Origin of the sequence: Scandinavium hiltneri (assembly GCF_024764835.1) — a bacterium.
GTDB classification, from domain to species: domain Bacteria; phylum Pseudomonadota; class Gammaproteobacteria; order Enterobacterales; family Enterobacteriaceae; genus Scandinavium; species Scandinavium hiltneri.
In genome coordinates this window covers 1-18,303 of the sequence record NZ_JALIGE010000065.1, presented here as the reverse complement: position 1 = coordinate 18,303, position 18,303 = coordinate 1, and the positions used below count along the sequence as shown (strand labels likewise).

Annotated in this window: 15 protein-coding genes and 2 tRNA genes; 6 read left to right on the top strand and 11 right to left on the bottom strand. The window is 54.5% G+C overall.

What is annotated here, in order from left to right; genetic code table 11:
* Positions 1-94: 94 nt before the first annotated feature.
* Complete coding sequence (rhlB, locus tag MUU47_RS01145; protein WP_258986266.1) at positions 95-1,366, top strand: ATP-dependent RNA helicase RhlB; 1,272 nt, start codon at positions 95-97, stop codon at positions 1,364-1,366.
* Positions 1,367-1,457: 91 nt separating this feature from the next.
* On the top strand, positions 1,458-2,939 hold the full coding sequence (gene gppA, locus MUU47_RS01140; RefSeq protein WP_258986265.1) for a guanosine-5'-triphosphate,3'-diphosphate diphosphatase: 1,482 nt from the start codon (positions 1,458-1,460) through the stop codon (positions 2,937-2,939).
* Here the strand turns inward: gppA and rep are convergent, their stop codons facing one another.
* Positions 2,940-4,961: a DNA helicase Rep gene (gene rep / locus MUU47_RS01135; RefSeq protein ID WP_258986264.1), complete on the bottom strand. Its 2,022-nt coding sequence runs from the start codon at positions 4,959-4,961 to the stop codon at positions 2,940-2,942.
* A 208-nt stretch (positions 4,962-5,169) separates the two neighbouring features.
* On the opposite strand from rep, the gene ppiC reads away from it, so the two are divergent.
* Positions 5,170-5,451 (top strand): peptidylprolyl isomerase PpiC, encoded by a 282-nt coding sequence (gene ppiC, locus MUU47_RS01130; protein WP_159761646.1) that lies wholly within the window; start codon positions 5,170-5,172, stop codon positions 5,449-5,451.
* 167 nt (positions 5,452-5,618) lie between these two features.
* Here the strand turns inward: ppiC and ilvC are convergent, their stop codons facing one another.
* A complete protein-coding gene (gene ilvC / locus MUU47_RS01125) occupies positions 5,619-7,094 on the bottom strand; it encodes a ketol-acid reductoisomerase (RefSeq protein WP_258986263.1) in 1,476 nt (491 codons plus the stop codon).
* A gap of 151 nt (positions 7,095-7,245) precedes the next feature.
* On the opposite strand from ilvC, the gene ilvY reads away from it, so the two are divergent.
* Complete coding sequence (gene ilvY, locus MUU47_RS01120) at positions 7,246-8,136, top strand: HTH-type transcriptional activator IlvY (RefSeq protein ID WP_125355603.1); 891 nt, start codon at positions 7,246-7,248, stop codon at positions 8,134-8,136.
* Here ilvY and ilvA read toward each other — a convergent pair.
* The 6 genes from ilvA to ilvL form a co-directional block, all read right to left on the bottom strand.
* Positions 8,133-9,677 (bottom strand): threonine ammonia-lyase, biosynthetic, encoded by a 1,545-nt coding sequence (gene ilvA / locus MUU47_RS01115; protein WP_258964547.1) that lies wholly within the window; start codon positions 9,675-9,677, stop codon positions 8,133-8,135. The genes ilvY and ilvA overlap by 4 nt on opposite strands.
* A gap of 2 nt (positions 9,678-9,679) precedes the next feature.
* On the bottom strand, positions 9,680-11,530 hold the full coding sequence (ilvD, locus tag MUU47_RS01110) for a dihydroxy-acid dehydratase (protein WP_258986262.1): 1,851 nt from the start codon (positions 11,528-11,530) through the stop codon (positions 9,680-9,682).
* A gap of 56 nt (positions 11,531-11,586) precedes the next feature.
* Positions 11,587-12,519, bottom strand: a complete 933-nt coding sequence (locus MUU47_RS01105; protein WP_258986261.1) for a branched-chain amino acid transaminase — start codon at positions 12,517-12,519, stop codon at positions 11,587-11,589.
* 17 nt (positions 12,520-12,536) lie between these two features.
* On the bottom strand, positions 12,537-12,800 hold the full coding sequence (ilvM, locus tag MUU47_RS01100; protein WP_258986260.1) for an acetolactate synthase 2 small subunit: 264 nt from the start codon (positions 12,798-12,800) through the stop codon (positions 12,537-12,539).
* Positions 12,797-14,443 carry an acetolactate synthase 2 catalytic subunit gene (ilvG, locus tag MUU47_RS01095; RefSeq protein ID WP_258986259.1) on the bottom strand — a complete coding sequence of 549 codons (1,647 nt, stop codon included), beginning with the start codon at positions 14,441-14,443 and terminating at the stop codon, positions 12,797-12,799. Before ilvG ends, ilvM begins: the two co-directional genes overlap by 4 nt.
* A 139-nt stretch (positions 14,444-14,582) precedes the next feature.
* On the bottom strand, positions 14,583-14,681 hold the full coding sequence (gene ilvL / locus MUU47_RS01090; RefSeq protein ID WP_001639354.1) for an ilv operon leader peptide: 99 nt from the start codon (positions 14,679-14,681) through the stop codon (positions 14,583-14,585).
* Between the two features lie 328 nt (positions 14,682-15,009).
* Here ilvL and MUU47_RS01085 point away from each other — a divergent pair, with 328 nt between their 5' ends.
* A complete protein-coding gene (locus MUU47_RS01085; RefSeq protein WP_258986258.1) occupies positions 15,010-16,530 on the top strand; it encodes a YifB family Mg chelatase-like AAA ATPase in 1,521 nt (506 codons plus the stop codon).
* Positions 16,531-16,555: 25 nt separating this feature from the next.
* On the opposite strand, the gene MUU47_RS01080 is transcribed toward MUU47_RS01085, so the two are convergent.
* Positions 16,556-16,894 carry a MaoP family protein gene (locus MUU47_RS01080; RefSeq protein ID WP_258986257.1) on the bottom strand — a complete coding sequence of 113 codons (339 nt, stop codon included), beginning with the start codon at positions 16,892-16,894 and terminating at the stop codon, positions 16,556-16,558.
* A gap of 85 nt (positions 16,895-16,979) precedes the next feature.
* Here MUU47_RS01080 and hdfR point away from each other — a divergent pair, with 85 nt between their 5' ends.
* A complete protein-coding gene (hdfR, locus tag MUU47_RS01075; protein ID WP_374684734.1) occupies positions 16,980-17,834 on the top strand; it encodes an HTH-type transcriptional regulator HdfR in 855 nt (284 codons plus the stop codon).
* Positions 17,835-17,926: 92 nt separating this feature from the next.
* Here hdfR and MUU47_RS01070 read toward each other — a convergent pair.
* Together MUU47_RS01070 and MUU47_RS01065 are read right to left on the bottom strand one after the other, a co-directional pair.
* Positions 17,927-18,002, bottom strand: a tRNA-Trp gene (locus MUU47_RS01070).
* Positions 18,003-18,055: 53 nt separating this feature from the next.
* A tRNA-Asp gene (locus MUU47_RS01065) sits at positions 18,056-18,132 on the bottom strand.
* Positions 18,133-18,303 lie beyond the last annotated feature (171 nt).

Genomic DNA, 18,303 nt, shown 5'->3' with positions numbered 1-18,303 from the left:
TCATGTTGATGTTGCTTTAGCCAACTAAAAGGTTGACGTTATTTCACCGGATACGCTTTCTTAATGCAATAGTAAGCTGATATTCTACCACACTATGAGCAAAACACATTTAACAGAACAGAAGTTTTCCGACTTCGCCCTGCACCCTCAGGTGATAGAAGCCCTTGAAAAGAAAGGGTTTCATCATTGCACCCCTATTCAGGCACTCGCACTCCCGCTGACGCTGGCAGGACGTGATGTTGCAGGACAGGCGCAAACCGGAACCGGCAAAACGATGGCGTTTCTGACGTCAACGTTTCATTATCTTCTCTCTCACCCTGCTGCTGAGAACCGCCAGGTTAACCAACCGCGTGCGCTGATTATGGCTCCAACGCGTGAACTGGCTGTTCAAATCCATGCTGATGCAGAACCGTTGGCAGCGGCCACCGGCCTGAAGCTGGGTCTCGCTTACGGCGGCGACGGTTACGACAAACAGCTGAAAGTGCTGGAAAGCGGCGTCGACATTCTGATCGGCACCACGGGTCGTCTCATTGATTACGCGAAACAGAACTACATCAACCTGGCTGCGATTCAGGTTGTCGTGCTGGATGAAGCGGATCGTATGTACGATCTGGGCTTTATTAAAGATATCCGCTGGCTGTTCCGCCGCATGCCGCAGGCTAACCAGCGCCTGAACATGCTGTTCTCCGCGACCCTTTCTTACCGCGTACGTGAACTGGCGTTCGAGCAAATGAATAACGCCGAGTATGTGGAAGTGGAACCGGAGCAGAAAACCGGGCACCGCATTAAAGAAGAGCTCTTCTACCCGTCTAACGACGAGAAAATGCGCCTGCTGCAAACGCTGCTGGAAGAAGAGTGGCCAGATCGCGCCATTATTTTTGCTAACACCAAGCACCGCTGCGAAGACGTCTGGGGCCATCTGGCTGCCGATGGTCACCGCGTTGGCCTGCTGACCGGCGACGTGGCACAGAAAAAGCGCCTGCGTATTCTGGATGAATTTACCCGTGGTGATCTCGATATTCTGGTCGCGACTGACGTTGCTGCCCGAGGCCTGCATATTCCTGCCGTGACGCACGTATTTAACTACGATCTGCCGGATGATTGCGAAGATTACGTTCACCGTATCGGCCGTACCGGTCGTGCTGGCCTCAGCGGTCACTCCATCAGCCTCGCTTGTGAAGAGTACGCGCTGAACCTGCCGGCTATCGAAACCTATATCGGTCACTCGATTCCGCAGAGCAAGTACAATCCGGATGCGCTGATGAGTGATTTGCCGAAGGCATTGCGCCTGACGCGCACGCGTCCAGGTAACGGCCCACGCCGTTCTGGCGGCGGCGCACCGCGCAACCGTCGTCGTTCAGGTTAAGCAGGCTTATGCCATACACAAAATCCTCCAACCTGTATCACGGCGCCAAGCGTACGAATCCAACGCAGAGACAGGTTGAAGGATGAAGTGTATGAACGCCTCTTCGCTATACGCAGCAATCGATCTCGGTTCCAATAGTTTTCATATGCTGGTTGTGCGCGAAGTGGCGGGGAGCATTCAGACCCTGACGCGCATTAAGCGTAAAGTCAGGCTGGCCGCCGGATTGAACAGCGATAACACGCTGTCGCCGGAAGCCATGGAACGGGGCTGGCAATGTCTACGTTTGTTTGCCGAACGTTTGCAAGATATCCCTCACGCACAAATCCGCGTCGTGGCAACTGCCACGTTGCGCCTGGCCGTTAATGCCGATGCCTTCCTTGCCAAAGCGCAGGAAATCCTCGGCTGTCCGGTGCAGGTAATCAGCGGTGAAGAAGAAGCACGCCTGATTTATCAGGGCGTGGCGCACACCACCGGTGGCGACGATCGCCGTCTGGTGGTGGATATCGGCGGTGCCAGTACTGAACTGGTAACCGGAACCGGTGCCCAAACCACCTCTCTTTTCAGCCTGTCGATGGGCTGCGTCACTTGGCTCGAACGCTTCTTTACTGACCGAAATCTCGAACACGCCCATTTTGATGCCGCCGAGCAGGCCGCACGTGATGTGCTACGTCCAGTCGCCGACGAACTTCGTCAGCACGGCTGGAAAATTTGCGTAGGCGCATCCGGTACCGTTCAGGCGTTGCAGGAAATCATGATGGCGCAGGGCATGGATGAGCGCATTACGCTCGCCAAGCTGCAACAGCTCAAACAGCGCGCCATTCAGTGTGGGCGTCTGGAAGAACTCGAGATTGAAGGGCTGACGCTTGAACGGGCGTTGGTGTTCCCAAGCGGACTGGCGATTTTACTGGCCATTTTCAGTGAGCTTGATATCCAGTGCATGACCCTCGCGGGTGGCGCTCTGCGCGAAGGACTGGTTTACGGCATGCTGCACCTGGCCGTCGATCAGGACATTCGCAGCCGTACGCTGCGCAATATTCAGCGGCGTTTTATGGTCGATACCGAACAGGCCCAGCGCGTGGCGCAATTAGCCTCTCATTTCGTCGATCAGTGTGAAAAAAGCTGGGAAATTGAACCGTTAAGCCGTGATTTACTGCTTAGCGCCTGCCATCTGCACGAAATTGGCCTGAGTGTCGATTTCAAACAGGCCCCGCAGCATGCTGCCTATCTGGTGCGCAATCTTGATCTCCCGGGCTTTACGCCTGCGCAGAAAAAGCTGCTGGCAACGCTAGTGCTCAATCAGACCAATCCCGTCGATCTGCCCTCGCTGCATCAGCAAAATGCCGTTCCGCCGCGCGTAGCCGATAGGCTTTGCCGTTTGCTGCGTCTGGCTATCCTGTTTGCAGGTCGCCGCCGGGACGACCTGCTGCCAGATATTGCGCTTAGCGTGGAAGGGGAAACATTGACCCTGACGCTGCCGTCAGGCTGGCTGGCGAACCATCCGCTCGGTGCGGAACTGGTGTTGCAGGAAAGTCAGTGGCAGAGCTATGTCCACTGGCCGTTGATCGTCGACTAATTACTTTGCCTTCGCTTTGGCCAGCATCGCTTTGATGTTGGCCACATTCGCCTGCCCTTTGTGCATCCGCTCTTCCGGCGACACCACCTTACGCTCCTGCTCCCAGATGATATCGTCCTGCGGTAACTCCAGCAGAAAACGGCTCGGCTCCGGACGCACCAGCTCGCCATACTGACGGCGCTCTTTGCACAGCGTAAAGGTCAGCTCTTTTTGCGCGCGGGTAATCCCCACATACGCCAGACGACGCTCTTCATCGACATTATCTTCGTCGATACTGCTCTGATGCGGCAACAGCCCTTCTTCCATACCGACCAGATACACATACGGGAACTCCAGACCTTTTGACGCATGCAGCGTCATCAGCTGGACCTGATCGAGATCTTCGTCGCTTTCGCCACGTTCCATCATGTCACGCAGGGTGAAACGGGTAACGACCTGCGTCAGCGTCATCGGTTCTTCCAGATCAGAACCTTCGAGCATTTCCGTCATCCAGCCAAACAGGGTGTTGACGTTTTTCATGCGCATTTCAGCCGCTTTCGGGCTCGGCGAAGTTTCAAACAGCCAGGACTCGTAATCGATGCCGTGAATGAGATCGCGTACCGCCGCGATAGGTTCACGCTCCGCCAGACGCTGAACGTCGCCCAGCCAGTGAGTGAAACGGGTCAGAGATTCATAACCGCGCCCGGTCAGCGTATGTGTCAGACCCATATCAAAACTGGCGGCAAACATGCTTTTACTGCGGGTGGTTGCCCATTCACCCAGCTTCTGTAACGTTGCCGGGCCAATTTCGCGCTTCGGCGTATTCACAATCCGCAGAAAAGCGCTGTCGTCATCCGGGTTGGTCAGCACGCGCAGATAAGCGAGCAGGTCCTTGATTTCAGGACGCGAGAAAAACGACGTTCCGCCAGAAATACGGTACGGAATACGGTTTTGCATCAGAAGCTTTTCAAACACCCGCGACTGATGGTTACCGCGATAGAGGATCGCATAATCCTTATAGGCCGTTTTATTGATGAAGTGATGAGCGATCAGTTCGCCGGCGACGCGTTCAGCTTCGTGTTCTTCGTGATTCGCGCTCAGTACTTTGAGTTCTGTACCGTAGCCCAATTCAGAAAACAGTTTCTTTTCAAAAACGTGCGGGTTATTAGCAATCAGGATGTTGGCCGCTTTCAGAATACGTTCAGAAGAACGGTAATTCTGCTCGAGCTTAATCACCTGGAGTTTCGGGAAGTCCTGGCTCAAGAGCACCAGGTTTTGCGGACGCGCACCACGCCAGGAGTAAATCGACTGATCGTCATCGCCCACCACCGTAAACCGCGCCCGGCTGCCCACCAGCAGTTTCACTAACTCGTACTGGCTGGTGTTGGTATCCTGATATTCATCCACCAACAAGTAACGAATCTTGTTCTGCCAGCGCTCGCGCACTTCTTCATTGCGTTGCAGCAGCAGCGTCGGCAGCAGGATCAGATCGTCGAAATCCAGTACGTTGCAAGCTTTCATGTGCGCATCGTATAGCCCGTAGCAGTGAGCAAAAATTCGATCGCGCTCGCCATTGGCCTGCGCCGCGGCTTGTTGCGGCGTCATCAGATCGTTTTTCCAGTTGGAGATCGTCGAGATCAGCTGCTGAAGTACCACTTTATCGTCGTCAATCAGCCCTTCCGTCAGCTCTTTCAGCAGCCCAACCTGATCGGTATCGTCGAACAGGGAAAAGTTGGATTTCATCCCCAGTGCGGCAAACTCGCGTTTAATGATTTCCAGCCCCAGGGTATGGAACGTGGAGATCATCAGGCCGCGTGCCTCTTTACGCTCTATCGTCTGGGCGACACGTTCTTTCATTTCGCGCGCGGCTTTGTTGGTAAAGGTCACGGCGGCGATATGCTTCGCCTGATAGCCACACTGATGGATCAGGTGCGCAATTTTATTGGTGATCACGCGCGTCTTGCCCGATCCCGCTCCCGCCAGCACCAGGCAGGGTCCGGTGACGAATTCGACGGCTTGTTGTTGTCCGGGGTTTAAACGCATAAGGTCACTCAATGAAAAACGGGAGGGCCGAAACATACCCAAGTTCATTCAGATTGCAGGAAGGCGGCAAACGAGAGAATCCCGATGAGCTTACTCAAGTAAGTGATTCGGGTGAACGAGAGCAGCCAACATACCTGCAACTTGAAGGACGACGGGTATAGAGCGTGGTAGTATAGCGAGCCTGAACCATACCACTCAAGGCACGATCATGGCAAAAACAGCAGCAGCAATGCATATCCTTGTAAAGGAAGAGAAACTGGCTCTGGATCTTTTAGAGCAGATCAAAAACGGCGGCGATTTTGAGAAGCTGGCGAAGAAGCACTCCACCTGTCCGTCAGGCAGAAAAGGCGGTCATTTAGGTGAATTCAAACAGGGCCAGATGGTTCCGGCGTTTGATAAAGTGGTCTTCTCTTGCCCAGTACTGGAGCCTACTGGCCCGCTGCACACCCAGTTCGGTTACCACATCATCAAAGTACTGTACCGTAACTAATAAAAAGCCCGGCGGCGCTAACGCGGGCCGGGCCTGAAGAGATACCCCTAAGAATTTCGACTTGCAGCAAGGCGGCAAGTGAGTACAGCCCCAGGAGCATAGATAACTATGTGACTGGGGTGTATGAACGTAGCTAACGCAGCTGCGAATCGAAAGGCGACGGGGTATTAGCTTGCTACAGCAATACGCTTCATATCCTTCATATAACCGCGCAGTTTCTTGCCAACGGTTTCAATCTCGTGGCTGCGAATCGCTTCGTTCACGTCACGCAGCTGAGCGTTATCTACCGCGCCTTCAGCAATCGCTTTACCCAGGTCACCGGTTTGCAGCGTGGTCATGAACTCTTTCAGCAGCGGAACACACGCGTAAGAGAACAGGTAGTTGCCGTACTCAGCGGTATCGGAGATAACCACGTTCATTTCATACAGACGCTTACGGGCGATGGTGTTCGCAATCAGCGGCAGTTCGTGCAGTGATTCGTAGTAAGCAGACTCTTCAATGATGCCGGAATCAACCATGGTTTCGAAAGCCAGCTCAACGCCCGCTTTCACCATTGCAATCATCACTACGCCTTTATCGAAGTATTCCTGCTCACCGATTTTACCGTCAAACTGCGGCGCAGTTTCGAACGCGGTTTTACCGGTCTCTTCACGCCAGGTCAGCAGTTTCTTATCGTCGTTTGCCCAGTCAGCCATCATGCCGGAGGAGAATTCGCCGGAGATGATATCGTCCATGTGTTTCTGGAAAAGCGGGGCCATGATTTCTTTCAGCTGCTCGGCCAGCGCGAATGCACGGATTTTCGCCGGGTTAGACAGACGGTCCATCATCAGGGTGATGCCGCCCTGCTTCAGCGCTTCAGTGGTGGTTTCCCAGCCGAATTGAATCAGTTTTTCTGCGTAAGCCGGGTCAGTACCCTCGGCCACCAGCTTGTCGAAGCACAACAGAGAACCAGCCTGCAGCATACCGCACAGGATAGTCTGCTCGCCCATCAGGTCAGATTTCACTTCTGCAACGAAGGAAGACTCGAGCACACCAGCACGATGACCACCGGTTGCAGCTGCCCAGGCTTTAGCAATCGCCATGCCTTCGCCTTTAGGATCGTTTTCCGGGTGAACGGCGATCAGCGTTGGTACACCGAAACCACGTTTGTACTCTTCACGCACTTCGGTACCAGGACACTTCGGCGCCACCATGACCACAGTGATGTCTTTACGGATCTGCTCACCCACTTCCACGATGTTAAAGCCATGGGAGTAACCCAGCGCTGCGCCATCTTTCATCAGCGGCTGCACGGAACGTACAACGTCTGAGTGCTGCTTGTCTGGCGTCAGGTTAACAACCAGGTCTGCCTGTGGAACCAGCTCTTCGTAAGTGCCTACTTTAAAGCCGTTTTCTGTCGCTTTACGCCATGATGCACGCTTTTCAGCAATCGCTTCTTTACGCAGCGCGTAAGAGATATCCAGACCTGAGTCACGCATGTTCAGGCCCTGGTTCAGACCCTGTGCGCCACAGCCGACGATGACCACTTTTTTACCCTGAAGGTAGCTCGCGCCATCGGCGAATTCGTCACGCGCCATGAAGCGGCATTTACCCAGCTGTGCCAGCTGCTGGCGCAGATTCAGTGTATTAAAGTAGTTAGCCATGGTGATACCTCGTGATGTTGGTCTGTCTTATTGTTCGGTTCGCGTTTTGCGAGATTGGAACCACATTACAACAGGAAATTTATTGCGGAAATTGATATATTCACAACATCACATTGCAATTTCTGCAATATAAAATCGTGGGGTGTCTTCTGTGGATTTACGCGATCTGAAAACCTTCCTGCATCTGGCGGAAAGTCGCCACTTTGGCCGCAGCGCGCGGGCGATGCACGTCAGTCCTTCCACGCTTTCGCGACAAATTCAGCGGCTGGAAGAAGATCTTGGGCAGGCGCTGTTTGTGCGCGATAACCGTACCGTGACCCTCACCGAAGCCGGTGAAGAGTTGCGCACCTTCGCTCAACAAACGCTATTGCAGTATCAGCAGCTGCGTCACACCATCGACCAGAAAGGGCCGTCGCTCTCCGGCGAACTGCATCTGTTTTGCTCGGTAACCGCCGCCTACAGCCATTTACCGCCAATTCTGGACCGCTTCCGCGCGGAGCATCCTTCCGTGGAAATCAAACTCACCACCGGTGATGCCGCCGATGCGATGGAAAAAGTGGTGACCGGCGAGGCCGATTTAGCCATTGCCGGGAAACCGGAAACGCTCCCTGGCGCAGTGGCGTTTTCGATGCTGGAGAATTTAGCGGTGGTGCTGATTGCCCCGGCGCTCGCCTGCCCGGTTCGCACGCAGGTGGCGCAGGAGAAACCCGACTGGTCAACGGTGCCGTTTATCATGGCCGATCAAGGCCCCGTACGCCGCCGCATTGAGCTGTGGTTCCGTCGCCATAAAATCAGCAATCCGTCGATTTACGCCACCGTTGGAGGTCATGAAGCGATGGTGTCGATGGTGGCGCTCGGCTGCGGCGTGGCACTTATCCCGGAAATCGTGCTGGAAAACAGCCCTGAACCGGTGCGCAACCGCGTGATGATCCTCGAGCGCAGCGACGAAAAAACCCCGTTTGAGCTCGGTGTGTGCGTACAAAAAAAGCGGCTACATGAGCCGCTTATTGACGCCTTCTGGACGATTCTGCCGAACCACTAACCCGCGAGGAAAAAGCGGAACGCCGGGTTATTGGTTTCATCGTGACACTCGTAGCCCAGCTCGCTGAGCCGGGTTTCGAAATCCGGCTCGTGTTCGCCCAGTTCAAAACCGGCTAATACGCGACCGTAGTCAGTACCGTGGCTGCGATAGTGGAACAATGAAATATTCCAGTGGGTGCCGAGGGTGTAGAGAAACTTCAGCAATGCGCCGGGAGATTCCGGGAATTCGAAGCTGTACAGACGTTCCTGTAACGGCTTCGAAGGACGGCCGCCGACCATATAGCGAACGTGCAGCTTCGCCATTTCATCGTCGGACAAATCCACCACGCTGTAACCCCCGTCATTCAACAGACCGAGGATCTCTTTGCGTTCCTCCAGGCCACGGCTTAACCGCACGCCGACGAAAATACACGCGTCTTTAGCATCGGCAAACCGGTAGTTGAATTCCGTTACCGAACGTCCACCGAGCAGCTGGCAAAACTTGAGGAAGCTGCCCTTCTCTTCCGGGATAGTCACCGCCAGCAACGCTTCACGCTGTTCGCCCAGCTCGCAGCGCTCAGAGACATAGCGCAATCCGTGGAAGTTAACGTTCGCCCCGGACAGCACGTGCGCCAGGCGTTCGCCGCGAATGTTGTGCTGCGCGATATACTTTTTCATCCCCGCCAATGCCAGCGCACCAGACGGTTCCGCCACCGCGCGCACATCTTCGAACAGATCTTTCATTGCCGCACAAATTGCGTCGCTGTCGACGGTGACGATATCGTCGAGATACTCCTGACACAGCCGGAAGGTTTCATCGCCAATACGCTTCACTGCGACGCCTTCGGCAAACAGCCCGACGCGCGGTAAATCAACCGGATGCCCGGCGTCCAGCGCCGCCTTCAGACAGGCTGAGTCTTCCGCTTCCACCGCGATCACTTTGATTTGCGGCATCAGCTGTTTGATAAGCACCGCGACACCAGCCGCCAGACCACCACCGCCGACCGGCACAAATACTCTGTCGAGATGGGCATCCTGTTGAATCAGCTCCAGCGCCAGCGTACCCTGTCCGGCAATCACCATCGGGTGATCGAACGGTGGCACCCAGGTAAAGCCCTGCTGCTGCGCCAGTTCGATAGCTTTGGCCTTGGCCTCATCGAAATTCGCGCCATGCAGCAGCACTTCACCACCAAAACCACGCACCGCATCAACTTTGATATCCGCGGTCGCCACCGGCATCACAATCAGCGCTTTAATGCCCAGACGGGCCGATGAGAACGCTACGCCCTGGGCGTGATTTCCCGCAGAAGCCGTAATCACGCCACACGCTTTTTGCTCTTCGGTCAGGCTCGCCATCATCGCGTACGCGCCGCGAAGCTTGAAGCTGTGAACCGGCTGACGGTCTTCGCGTTTCACCAGCACCACGTTGTCGAGACGGGCGGAGATTTTCTCCATCTTCTGCAACGGCGTGACTTGCACGGCTTCATAGACCGGCGCACGCAGCACCGCTCTGAGATATTCCGCCCCCTCAGGGGCGGTGGATAGCGGTTGGGATTCGGCCATGATCAGCCCCCAAGTTTGGATTTATCGCGCACTGCACCTTTGTCTGCACTGGTCGCCAGGCTGGCGTAGGCACGCAGCGCGAAGGAAACCTGACGTTCGCGATTACGCGGAGTCCAGGCCTGATCGCCACGTGCGTCCTGCGCTTCACGCCGCGCTGCCAATTCCTGATCGCTCAGCTGCAGCTGAATGCCACGGCCCGGAATGTCGATAGCAATCATGTCGCCGTCTTCAATCAGCGCGATGTTGCCGCCGCTTGCCGCTTCCGGTGAGACGTGGCCGATAGACAGACCCGACGTCCCGCCGGAAAAACGTCCGTCGGTGACCAGCGCACAAGCTTTGCCGAGGCCCATTGATTTCAGGAAGGTGGTTGGGTAAAGCATTTCCTGCATACCCGGCCCGCCTTTTGGCCCTTCGTAGCGGATAACCACCACGTCGCCGGCAACCACTTTGCCGCCGAGAATCGCTTCTACCGCGTCATCCTGGCTTTCGTATACTTTCGCCGGGCCGGTGAATTTCAGATTGCTGTCGTCCACGCCTGCGGTTTTCACGATGCAGCCGTTTTCCGCGAAATTACCGTACAGCACAGCCAAACCACCGTCCTGACTGTAGGCGTTTTCCAGTGAACGGATACAGCCTTCGGCACGATCGTCATCCAGCGTGTCCCAGCGGCAGTTCTGCGAGAAGGCCTGAGTGGTACGAATACCTGCCGGACCCGCACGGAACATGGTTTTAACCGCGTCGTCTTTAGTCAGCATCACATCGTACTGATCCAGCGTCTGCGGCAGTGACAGCCCCAGTACGTTTTTCACGTCGCGGTTCAGCAGCCCGGCGCGGTCCAGCTCGCCGAGAATACCGAGGACGCCACCGGCACGGTGAACGTCTTCCATGTGATATTTCTGGGTACTTGGCGCGACTTTACACAATTGCGGCACGTTGCGGGACAGCTTGTCGATATCACTCATGGTGAAGTCGATTTCCGCTTCCTGCGCGGCGGCCAGCAGGTGCAGAACGGTATTGGTGGAACCGCCCATGGCAATATCGAGCGTCATAGCGTTCTCAAACGCGGCTTTGCTGGCGATGTTACGCGGCAGCGCGGACGCGTCGTCCTGCTCATAATAACGCTTGGTCAGCTCAACGATGCGCGTGCCGGCGTTGAGGAACAGGTCTTTACGGTCGGCGTGCGTTGCCAGCAGCGAGCCGTTGCCCGGCTGCGACAGGCCCAGCGCTTCGGTCAGGCAGTTCATCGAGTTGGCGGTGAACATGCCGGAACAGGAACCACAGGTCGGGCACGCGGAGCGCTCAATCTGTTCGCTCTGCTCGTCGGACACTTTAGGGTCCGCGCCCTGAATCATCGCATCAACCAGGTCCAGCTTGATAATCTGATCGGAAAGCTTGGTTTTACCGGCTTCCATCGGGCCACCGGAAACAAAGATAACTGGAATGTTAAGGCGCAGAGATGCCATCAGCATCCCCGGGGTGATTTTGTCGCAGTTGGAGATACACACCATCGCATCAGCGCAGTGGGCATTCACCATGTATTCCACGGAATCGGCGATCAGCTCGCGCGACGGCAGTGAATACAGCATGCCCCCGTGACCCATGGCGATACCGTCATCGACGGCGATGGTGTTGAATTCTTTTGCTACGCCGCCGGAGGCTTCGATTTGCTCAGCAACCAGTTTACCGAGGTCGCGCAAATGGACGTGGCCTGGCACGAACTGGGTAAACGAGTTCACAACGGCAATAATGGGTTTGCCGAAATCGGCATCTGTCATCCCGGTGGCGCGCCACAGCGCGCGGGCACCTGCCATATTACGGCCGTGGGTGGTAGTGGCGGAACGATACTTAGGCATGCTCTGTTTACTCCCGTCTATCTGTTAAATGGGACGGTGCGTGCCGTCCCATTGTTTTATTTCGGATTAACTTGATCCAACCAGCCCCATTTATCTTCGGTTTCACCGGTAAAGAGGCCAAAGAATGCTTGCTGAATACGTTTGGTTACCGGGCCACAACGGCCTTCGCCCACCTGAATTCGGTCGACGCTGCGAACCGGTGTGATTTCTGCTGCAGTACCGGACATGAACACTTCGTCAGCCAGATACAGCGATTCGCGGGATAGCACCTGCTCGCGAACTTCGATATTGAGGTCTTTCGCCAGTTTGATGATGGCATCACGGGTAATACCCGGCAGCGCGGAAGAGGTAAACGGCGGCGTAAACAGAATGCCATCTTTCACTTCGAACAGGTTCTCGCCTGCGCCTTCAGAGATATAGCCGTTCACATCCAGCGCGATCCCTTCCTGGTAGCCGTGACGGCGCGCTTCGCTGCCGACCAGCAATGAGGAAAGATAGTTCCCGCCCGCTTTTGCTGCGGTTGGGATGGTGTTCGGTGCCACACGATTCCAGGAAGACACCATTGCGTCGATCCCTTGATCCAGCGCTTCTGCGCCGAGGTATGCACCCCAAGGGAAGGCGGCAATGATAACGTCAGTGTTGTAACCGTCTGGCGGGTTCACGCCCATACCGACATCGCCAACGAATACCAGCGGACGAATGTAGGCGCTGGTCAGGTTGTTTTTACGAATAACATTCCGGCAGGCTTCCATCAGTTCATCGACGCTCTGAGAAACCGGGAAACGATAAATTTTGGCTGAATCATGCAGACGCTGCATGTGTTCACGATGACGAAACACCACCGGGCCTTTGTGAGAATCGTAGCAACGGATGCCTTCGAAGACAGACGTCCCGTAGTGCAGGGCGTGGGACATCACGTGCACCTTCGCTTCACCCCATGGAACCATCTCACCGTTAAACCAGATGTAATCAGCTTTTTTCGTCGTCATTGTTCTTCCTTTTGCGCTCAGGCGCGGATTTGTTGTGATGATGTTGTTCGTTGCTGGATCTCGACGCGGGCGACGTCTACCAGTTTGCTTAACTGACTAAACAGTAATTCGACTGGACGAAGGCTGGCAACGATCAATTCAATATTTATGCTCTGAGCGTCAGTGGCTGTTTCCATATTCATGGCACAAATTTGAAAGCCACGATGGCGTACCACACGTAAAACGCGCTCTAACGTTTCCGGATTGAAGCGGGCCTGAACGGCAACCTGATGATGCATCATGATAATTTCTCCAGCATTTCTGCATTACTGGCACCCGGCGGTACCAGCGGCCAGACGTTTTCGAGTTCGTCGATTGAGACATGAAGCAGGTATGGCCCGGTGCTGTTGAGCATGGTGTCGAGAGCCGCTTCAACCTGGTCTTTACGGGTAATGTGCTGGCCAGGAATGCCAAAGGCGCTGGCCAGTACGAGGAAATCCGGATTATCGGTGAGAGTGGTTTCGCTGTAGCGCTCCTGGAAAAAGAGCTGCTGCCATTGACGAACCATCCCCAGGCGCTGGTTATCGAGGATAACAATCTTCACCGGCAGCTGCTTACGCTTCACGGTGCCGAGTTCCTGCACGTTCATCATGAACGAACCATCACCGGAAATGCAGATAACGGTATCGTCCGGTCGCGCAACCTGAGCGCCCACAGCCGCAGGCAGGCCAAAGCCCATCGTGCCTAATCCGCTGGAGGTGATGAAGTTTTCCGGACGGGTGTAAGTCATGTGCTGTGCCGACCACATCTGATGCTGGCCGACATCGGTGGTCACCACGCTATTGGCCGGTTTGCGATCGGACAGCTGTTTGAGCAGTAATGGCGCGTAAATGGCCTCACCCGGATGGTCGTAGCGCCAGGCGTTGTCAGCACGTAATTCCGCAGTGTATTTACGCCAGGCATCGATATTCAACGGCTGTTGCAGCGCAGGTAACAGCGCATTCAAATCCGCCTGAAGACCCACGTGAACCTGACGCAGTTTGTTCAGTTCCGCCGGGTCGATATCCATATGAATGACTTTCGCATTCGGGGCAAAAGTATTCAGTTTGCCGGTCACGCGGTCATCGAAGCGCGCGCCGACGGCAATCAGTAAATCACACTGCTGCACTGCCAGGTTGGCCGCTTTCGTGCCGTGCATGCCCAGCATCGCCAGGTAATATGGATAGTCAGCATCTACAGCTCCCAGCCCCTTCAGCGTGCAGGTGACCGGTATTTGGGTGACCGCGATAAACTCGCGCAGCGCAGGAACTGCCTGCGCCATCCCGACACCACCGCCGACGTACAGTATCGGCTGGCTGGCCTGGGCTATCATCTGGCGAGCCATTTCAACGTCTTCGAAGGGAAAAGCCGTTTCATCTTCAACGGTGGAAAAATGCGGTTCAAGTGCGGCGCTGGCGACCTGAATGTCTTTCGGGATATCCACCAGAACCGGGCCAGGACGGCCTGAGTTTGCCACCAGGAAGGCTTCGGCCATGACGCGTGGCAGCTCTTCCAGCGACTGCACCAGAAAACTGTGTTTGGTACAGGCCAGTGATAAACCGAGAACGTCCACTTCCTGAAAAGCGTCGGTGCCGATAAACGAGGAACCGACCTGCCCGGTGATGGCCACGACCGGGACAGAATCCAGCAGCGCATCAGCAAGGCCGGTGATGAGGTTGGTGGCGCCGGGACCGGAAGTTGCCATACATACGCCAGTTTTACCCGTCGCACGTGCATAGCCAATCGCCGCCATTGCCGCGCCCTGCTCATGGCGACACAGCAGATGTTCCACGCCACCGTCGTACAACGCATCATAGATAGGCATTATGGCGCCGCCCGGATAGCCGAAAACGGTTTCGACTCCCTGCGCTCGCAACGCATGTACCACCCACTGAGCCCCATTCATAGTTACTTCCCCGTCGCTTTTCGCAAGAAACAGAGTTTTATGCTGATGGTCATACTCTGTTCCTCATTGATTTTTCGCAGTCATAAAAAAACCCCCGGACCTTTCGGTGCGGGGGTCTTAGTTCGTTAAGGCTTGTTTTCTAAACCTTTCCTCTTCCAAGTGCAGCCCCGCACGGTGGGATAATAATCACCACCACGCTAATCACGACCAGGCTAATCACTCGTAGAAGGGCTGTCATTTTCTGTACTTTCTGGCTTCTTGTTCGAAGGAATACCTAAAGAGTTACCACAGACACGAAGAACAACACAAGATTTTTTTATGATGCGTTTTCTGATCGCGCTAACGATATTGGTAAAAAGTATTGTTTTTTATAAGAAATAACTGAGATGAAAATTCTTCATCACATGAAGACCACTCGGTGAGTGAGATTTTTCTCGAACGTGCTTCCAAATGAATGCAATGGTAATGAAATATCGCGGAAATCACCTGATACATGCCCGGAAAAAACAACTTTGATCATTGCCGCGCTTACGTAACGCGACATACTGACTTTTCACGGAGGCACTATGTCATTGTCGATTATTTATACACGGGCCGCATTGGGGGTTAACGCCCCTCTCATCACCGTGGAAGTGCATATCAGTAACGGATTACCAGGCTTAACTATGGTGGGTTTACCGGAAACAGCGGTGAAAGAGGCTCGCGATCGGGTCAGGAGCGCGATGATCAACAGCGGGTATGAATTTCCTGCAAAGAAGATCACCATCAACCTGGCGCCGGCCGATTTGCCCAAGGAGGGCGGACGATACGATTTGCCTATCGCAATTGCGCTTCTGGCGGCGTCTGAGCAGCTCAATACCACCAGACTTAACCAATATGAGCTTATCGGCGAACTCGCGCTTACGGGCGCGCTACGTGGAGTTACCGGTGCCATTTCCGGTGCGATGGAAGCCATCAGTGCAGGCCGACAAATTATTGTGGCGGCAGAAAATGCCCCTGAGGTCGGTCTGATTGGCGGAACAGACTGTTTCATTGCCAGCCATTTGCAGGAAGTTTGTGCTTTTCTTGAGGGACGCATCCCATTGCCACATCCTGAAATGCTGGAAGACATACCCACGGCCACAGAGGTCGACATCAGCGACGTTATAGGCCAACAGCAGGGGAAGCGCGCGCTCGAAATCGCCGCCGCAGGCGGGCATAACTTGCTGCTCGTGGGACCACCGGGTACCGGCAAAACGATGCTGGCCAGTCGGTTACCGGGCATTCTGCCCTCTCTGAGTAGCCAGGAAGCCCTGGAGAGTGCGGCAATCCTCAGCCTGAGCAGTGCGGGGCATCTTCACCAACAATGGCGTAAGCGTCCATTCCGCTCGCCTCATCACAGTGCATCAATTACGGCGATGGTCGGTGGCGGCACGATCCCCGCCCCAGGGGAAATTTCGTTAGCGCACAATGGCATTCTGTTTCTCGATGAACTCCCTGAATTCGAACGCCGGGTGCTGGATGCCCTGCGTGAACCCATTGAGTCAGGGAAAATTCATATCTCGCGGACCCGGGCAAAAATCACCTATCCGGCACGTTTTCAACTCATTGCCGCCATGAATCCCAGCCCGACGGGACACTATCAGGGCAACCATAACCGCAGCTCTCCGGAGCAAATCCTGCGTTACCTGGCGCGCCTGTCGGGGCCTTTTCTCGACCGCTTTGATCTCTCGCTAGAGATCCCGCTTCCACCTCCAGGTCTTCTTAGCCAACGGCCTGAAAAAGGTGAAAGCAGCATGATCGTGAAGACACGTGTCATTGCCGCACAGCAAATACAGTTGTCCCGCCAGGGAAAGCTCAACGCCCTTCTGGAGAACAATGAGATTAAAACCTGGTGTGAAATACAGGAAGAAGATGCGGTATGGCTGGAGCAGGCATTCGCCCATTTGGGGTTATCGATTCGGGCCTGGCAGCGATTGATTAAGGTTTCACGAACGCTGGCCGATCTTGCCGGAGCGGAAAAGATAACGCGGGTACATTTGCAGGAAGCGCTGGGGTATCGGGCAATAGAAAGGTTACTGATTCATTTACAGAAAATGATGGCGTAAGAAAGGGGCTTTCGCCCCTTTCTCATTAATCGTCGCTTTCGGTGTAGTCTTCTGCACCTTCTGTCTGTGGCTTACCACCAGACAGCGTGTGAAAACGTTTTGGCCGTTTGATTCGCGCCATGTATTTGATCCACACGCGTTCAATCTCGGTTGCCGGTTCGCGTTCGCCACGGCATACCGCGACAAACTGCTTTTCGTCTTCCGTCACAGGCTCACGGTGACCCAGTTCCAGCTCATTAAACGCATAACCGTGGCGCTCCAGCAGTTGGGCTTCTTTAATGGTGAAGTCACCATGACGAGAGAACCCACGCGGATAATTTTTATTGTCAAAAAAACGATTAGTCGTCGTAAAGCTTTCCGCCATCCTACACGCTCCTGATTCTTTGGCTGAGCTATTTATGGCGCGGAGTATTAGTTACGCTTGACAGAGCGTCAAACAAAACATTTAAATCAACACGACAAATTATTTTGCGGAGAAGGTTGTGGATACGGAATTGCTAAAAACTTTCCTTGAAGTGAGCCGAACACGCCACTTCGGGCGTGCGGCAGAAGCGCTATACCTGACGCAATCAGCCGTCAGCTTTCGTATTCGTCAGCTTGAGAACCAGCTGGGTGTGAACCTTTTCACCCGCCATCGCAACAATATCCGCCTGACAGCGGCTGGCGAGAAGCTTCTTCCCTATGCAGAAACGCTGATGAGTACCTGGCAATTGGCACGTAAGGAAGTGGCCAATACGTCACGCCATAATGAGTTCTCTATTGGTGCCAGCGCCTCGCTGTGGGAATGCATGCTGAATAGCTGGCTGGGGCGACTCTATCCGACGCACAACACGTCGCAATTTGAGGCCCGTATCGCTCAGAGGCAATCGTTGGTTAAGCAGCTTCATGAGCGTCAGTTGGATCTGCTGATTACCACTGAAGCCCCTAAAATGGACGAGTTCAGCAGCCAGTTGCTGGGACATTTCACGCTAGCGCTCTATTGTTCTAGCCCTTCGCAGGTCAAAGCAAATCTGAACTATCTGCGACTGGAATGGGGGCCGGACTTCCAACAGCATGAGGCAGGACTTATTGCACCAGATGACATTCCGCTGCTGACAACCAGTTCTGCGGAACTGGCACGGCAACAACTCATGCCGCTTGAAGGCTGCTCTTGGTTACCAATGATTTGGGCAAAAGAGAAAGGTGAGTTACATACCGTTGCTGACAGCGCGACGCTTTCACGACCGTTATATGCTATTTGGCTTCAGAACAGTGATAAGCAGGCACAAATTCGAGAGATCTTGAAGGTTACTGTGCTCGAATAAGGAGTTTGAGTGTTTTCTATGTGAAGTGGCGGATGAAAATCCGCTGAATTTTAGACAAAAAAAATCCTTTGCCGAAGCAAAGGATCATTATATGGCAGGGGCGGAGAGACTCGAACTCGCGACACCCGGTTTTGGAGACCGGTGCTCTACCAACTGAGCTACGCCCCTAAATGACGCTTATTATTAAGCCCGCAATAAAGCAGGCTTAATTTTCTAATAAGTGGCGGAACGGACGGGACTCGAACCCGCGACCCCCTGCGTGACAGGCAGGTATTCTAACCGACTGAACTACCGCTCCACCGAATTTCTTTACAACAACCGGTTTTATACCCCGGTTTGACTTGCTAATTTGATGCCTGGCAGTTTATGAATCACTGTGTGATTCACCCTTCGGGCCGTTGCTTCGCAACGTTCAAAGCTTTCGCTTTGTCCTACTCTCTTTCGAGTAGCGAACTGCCCTGAAGATTCG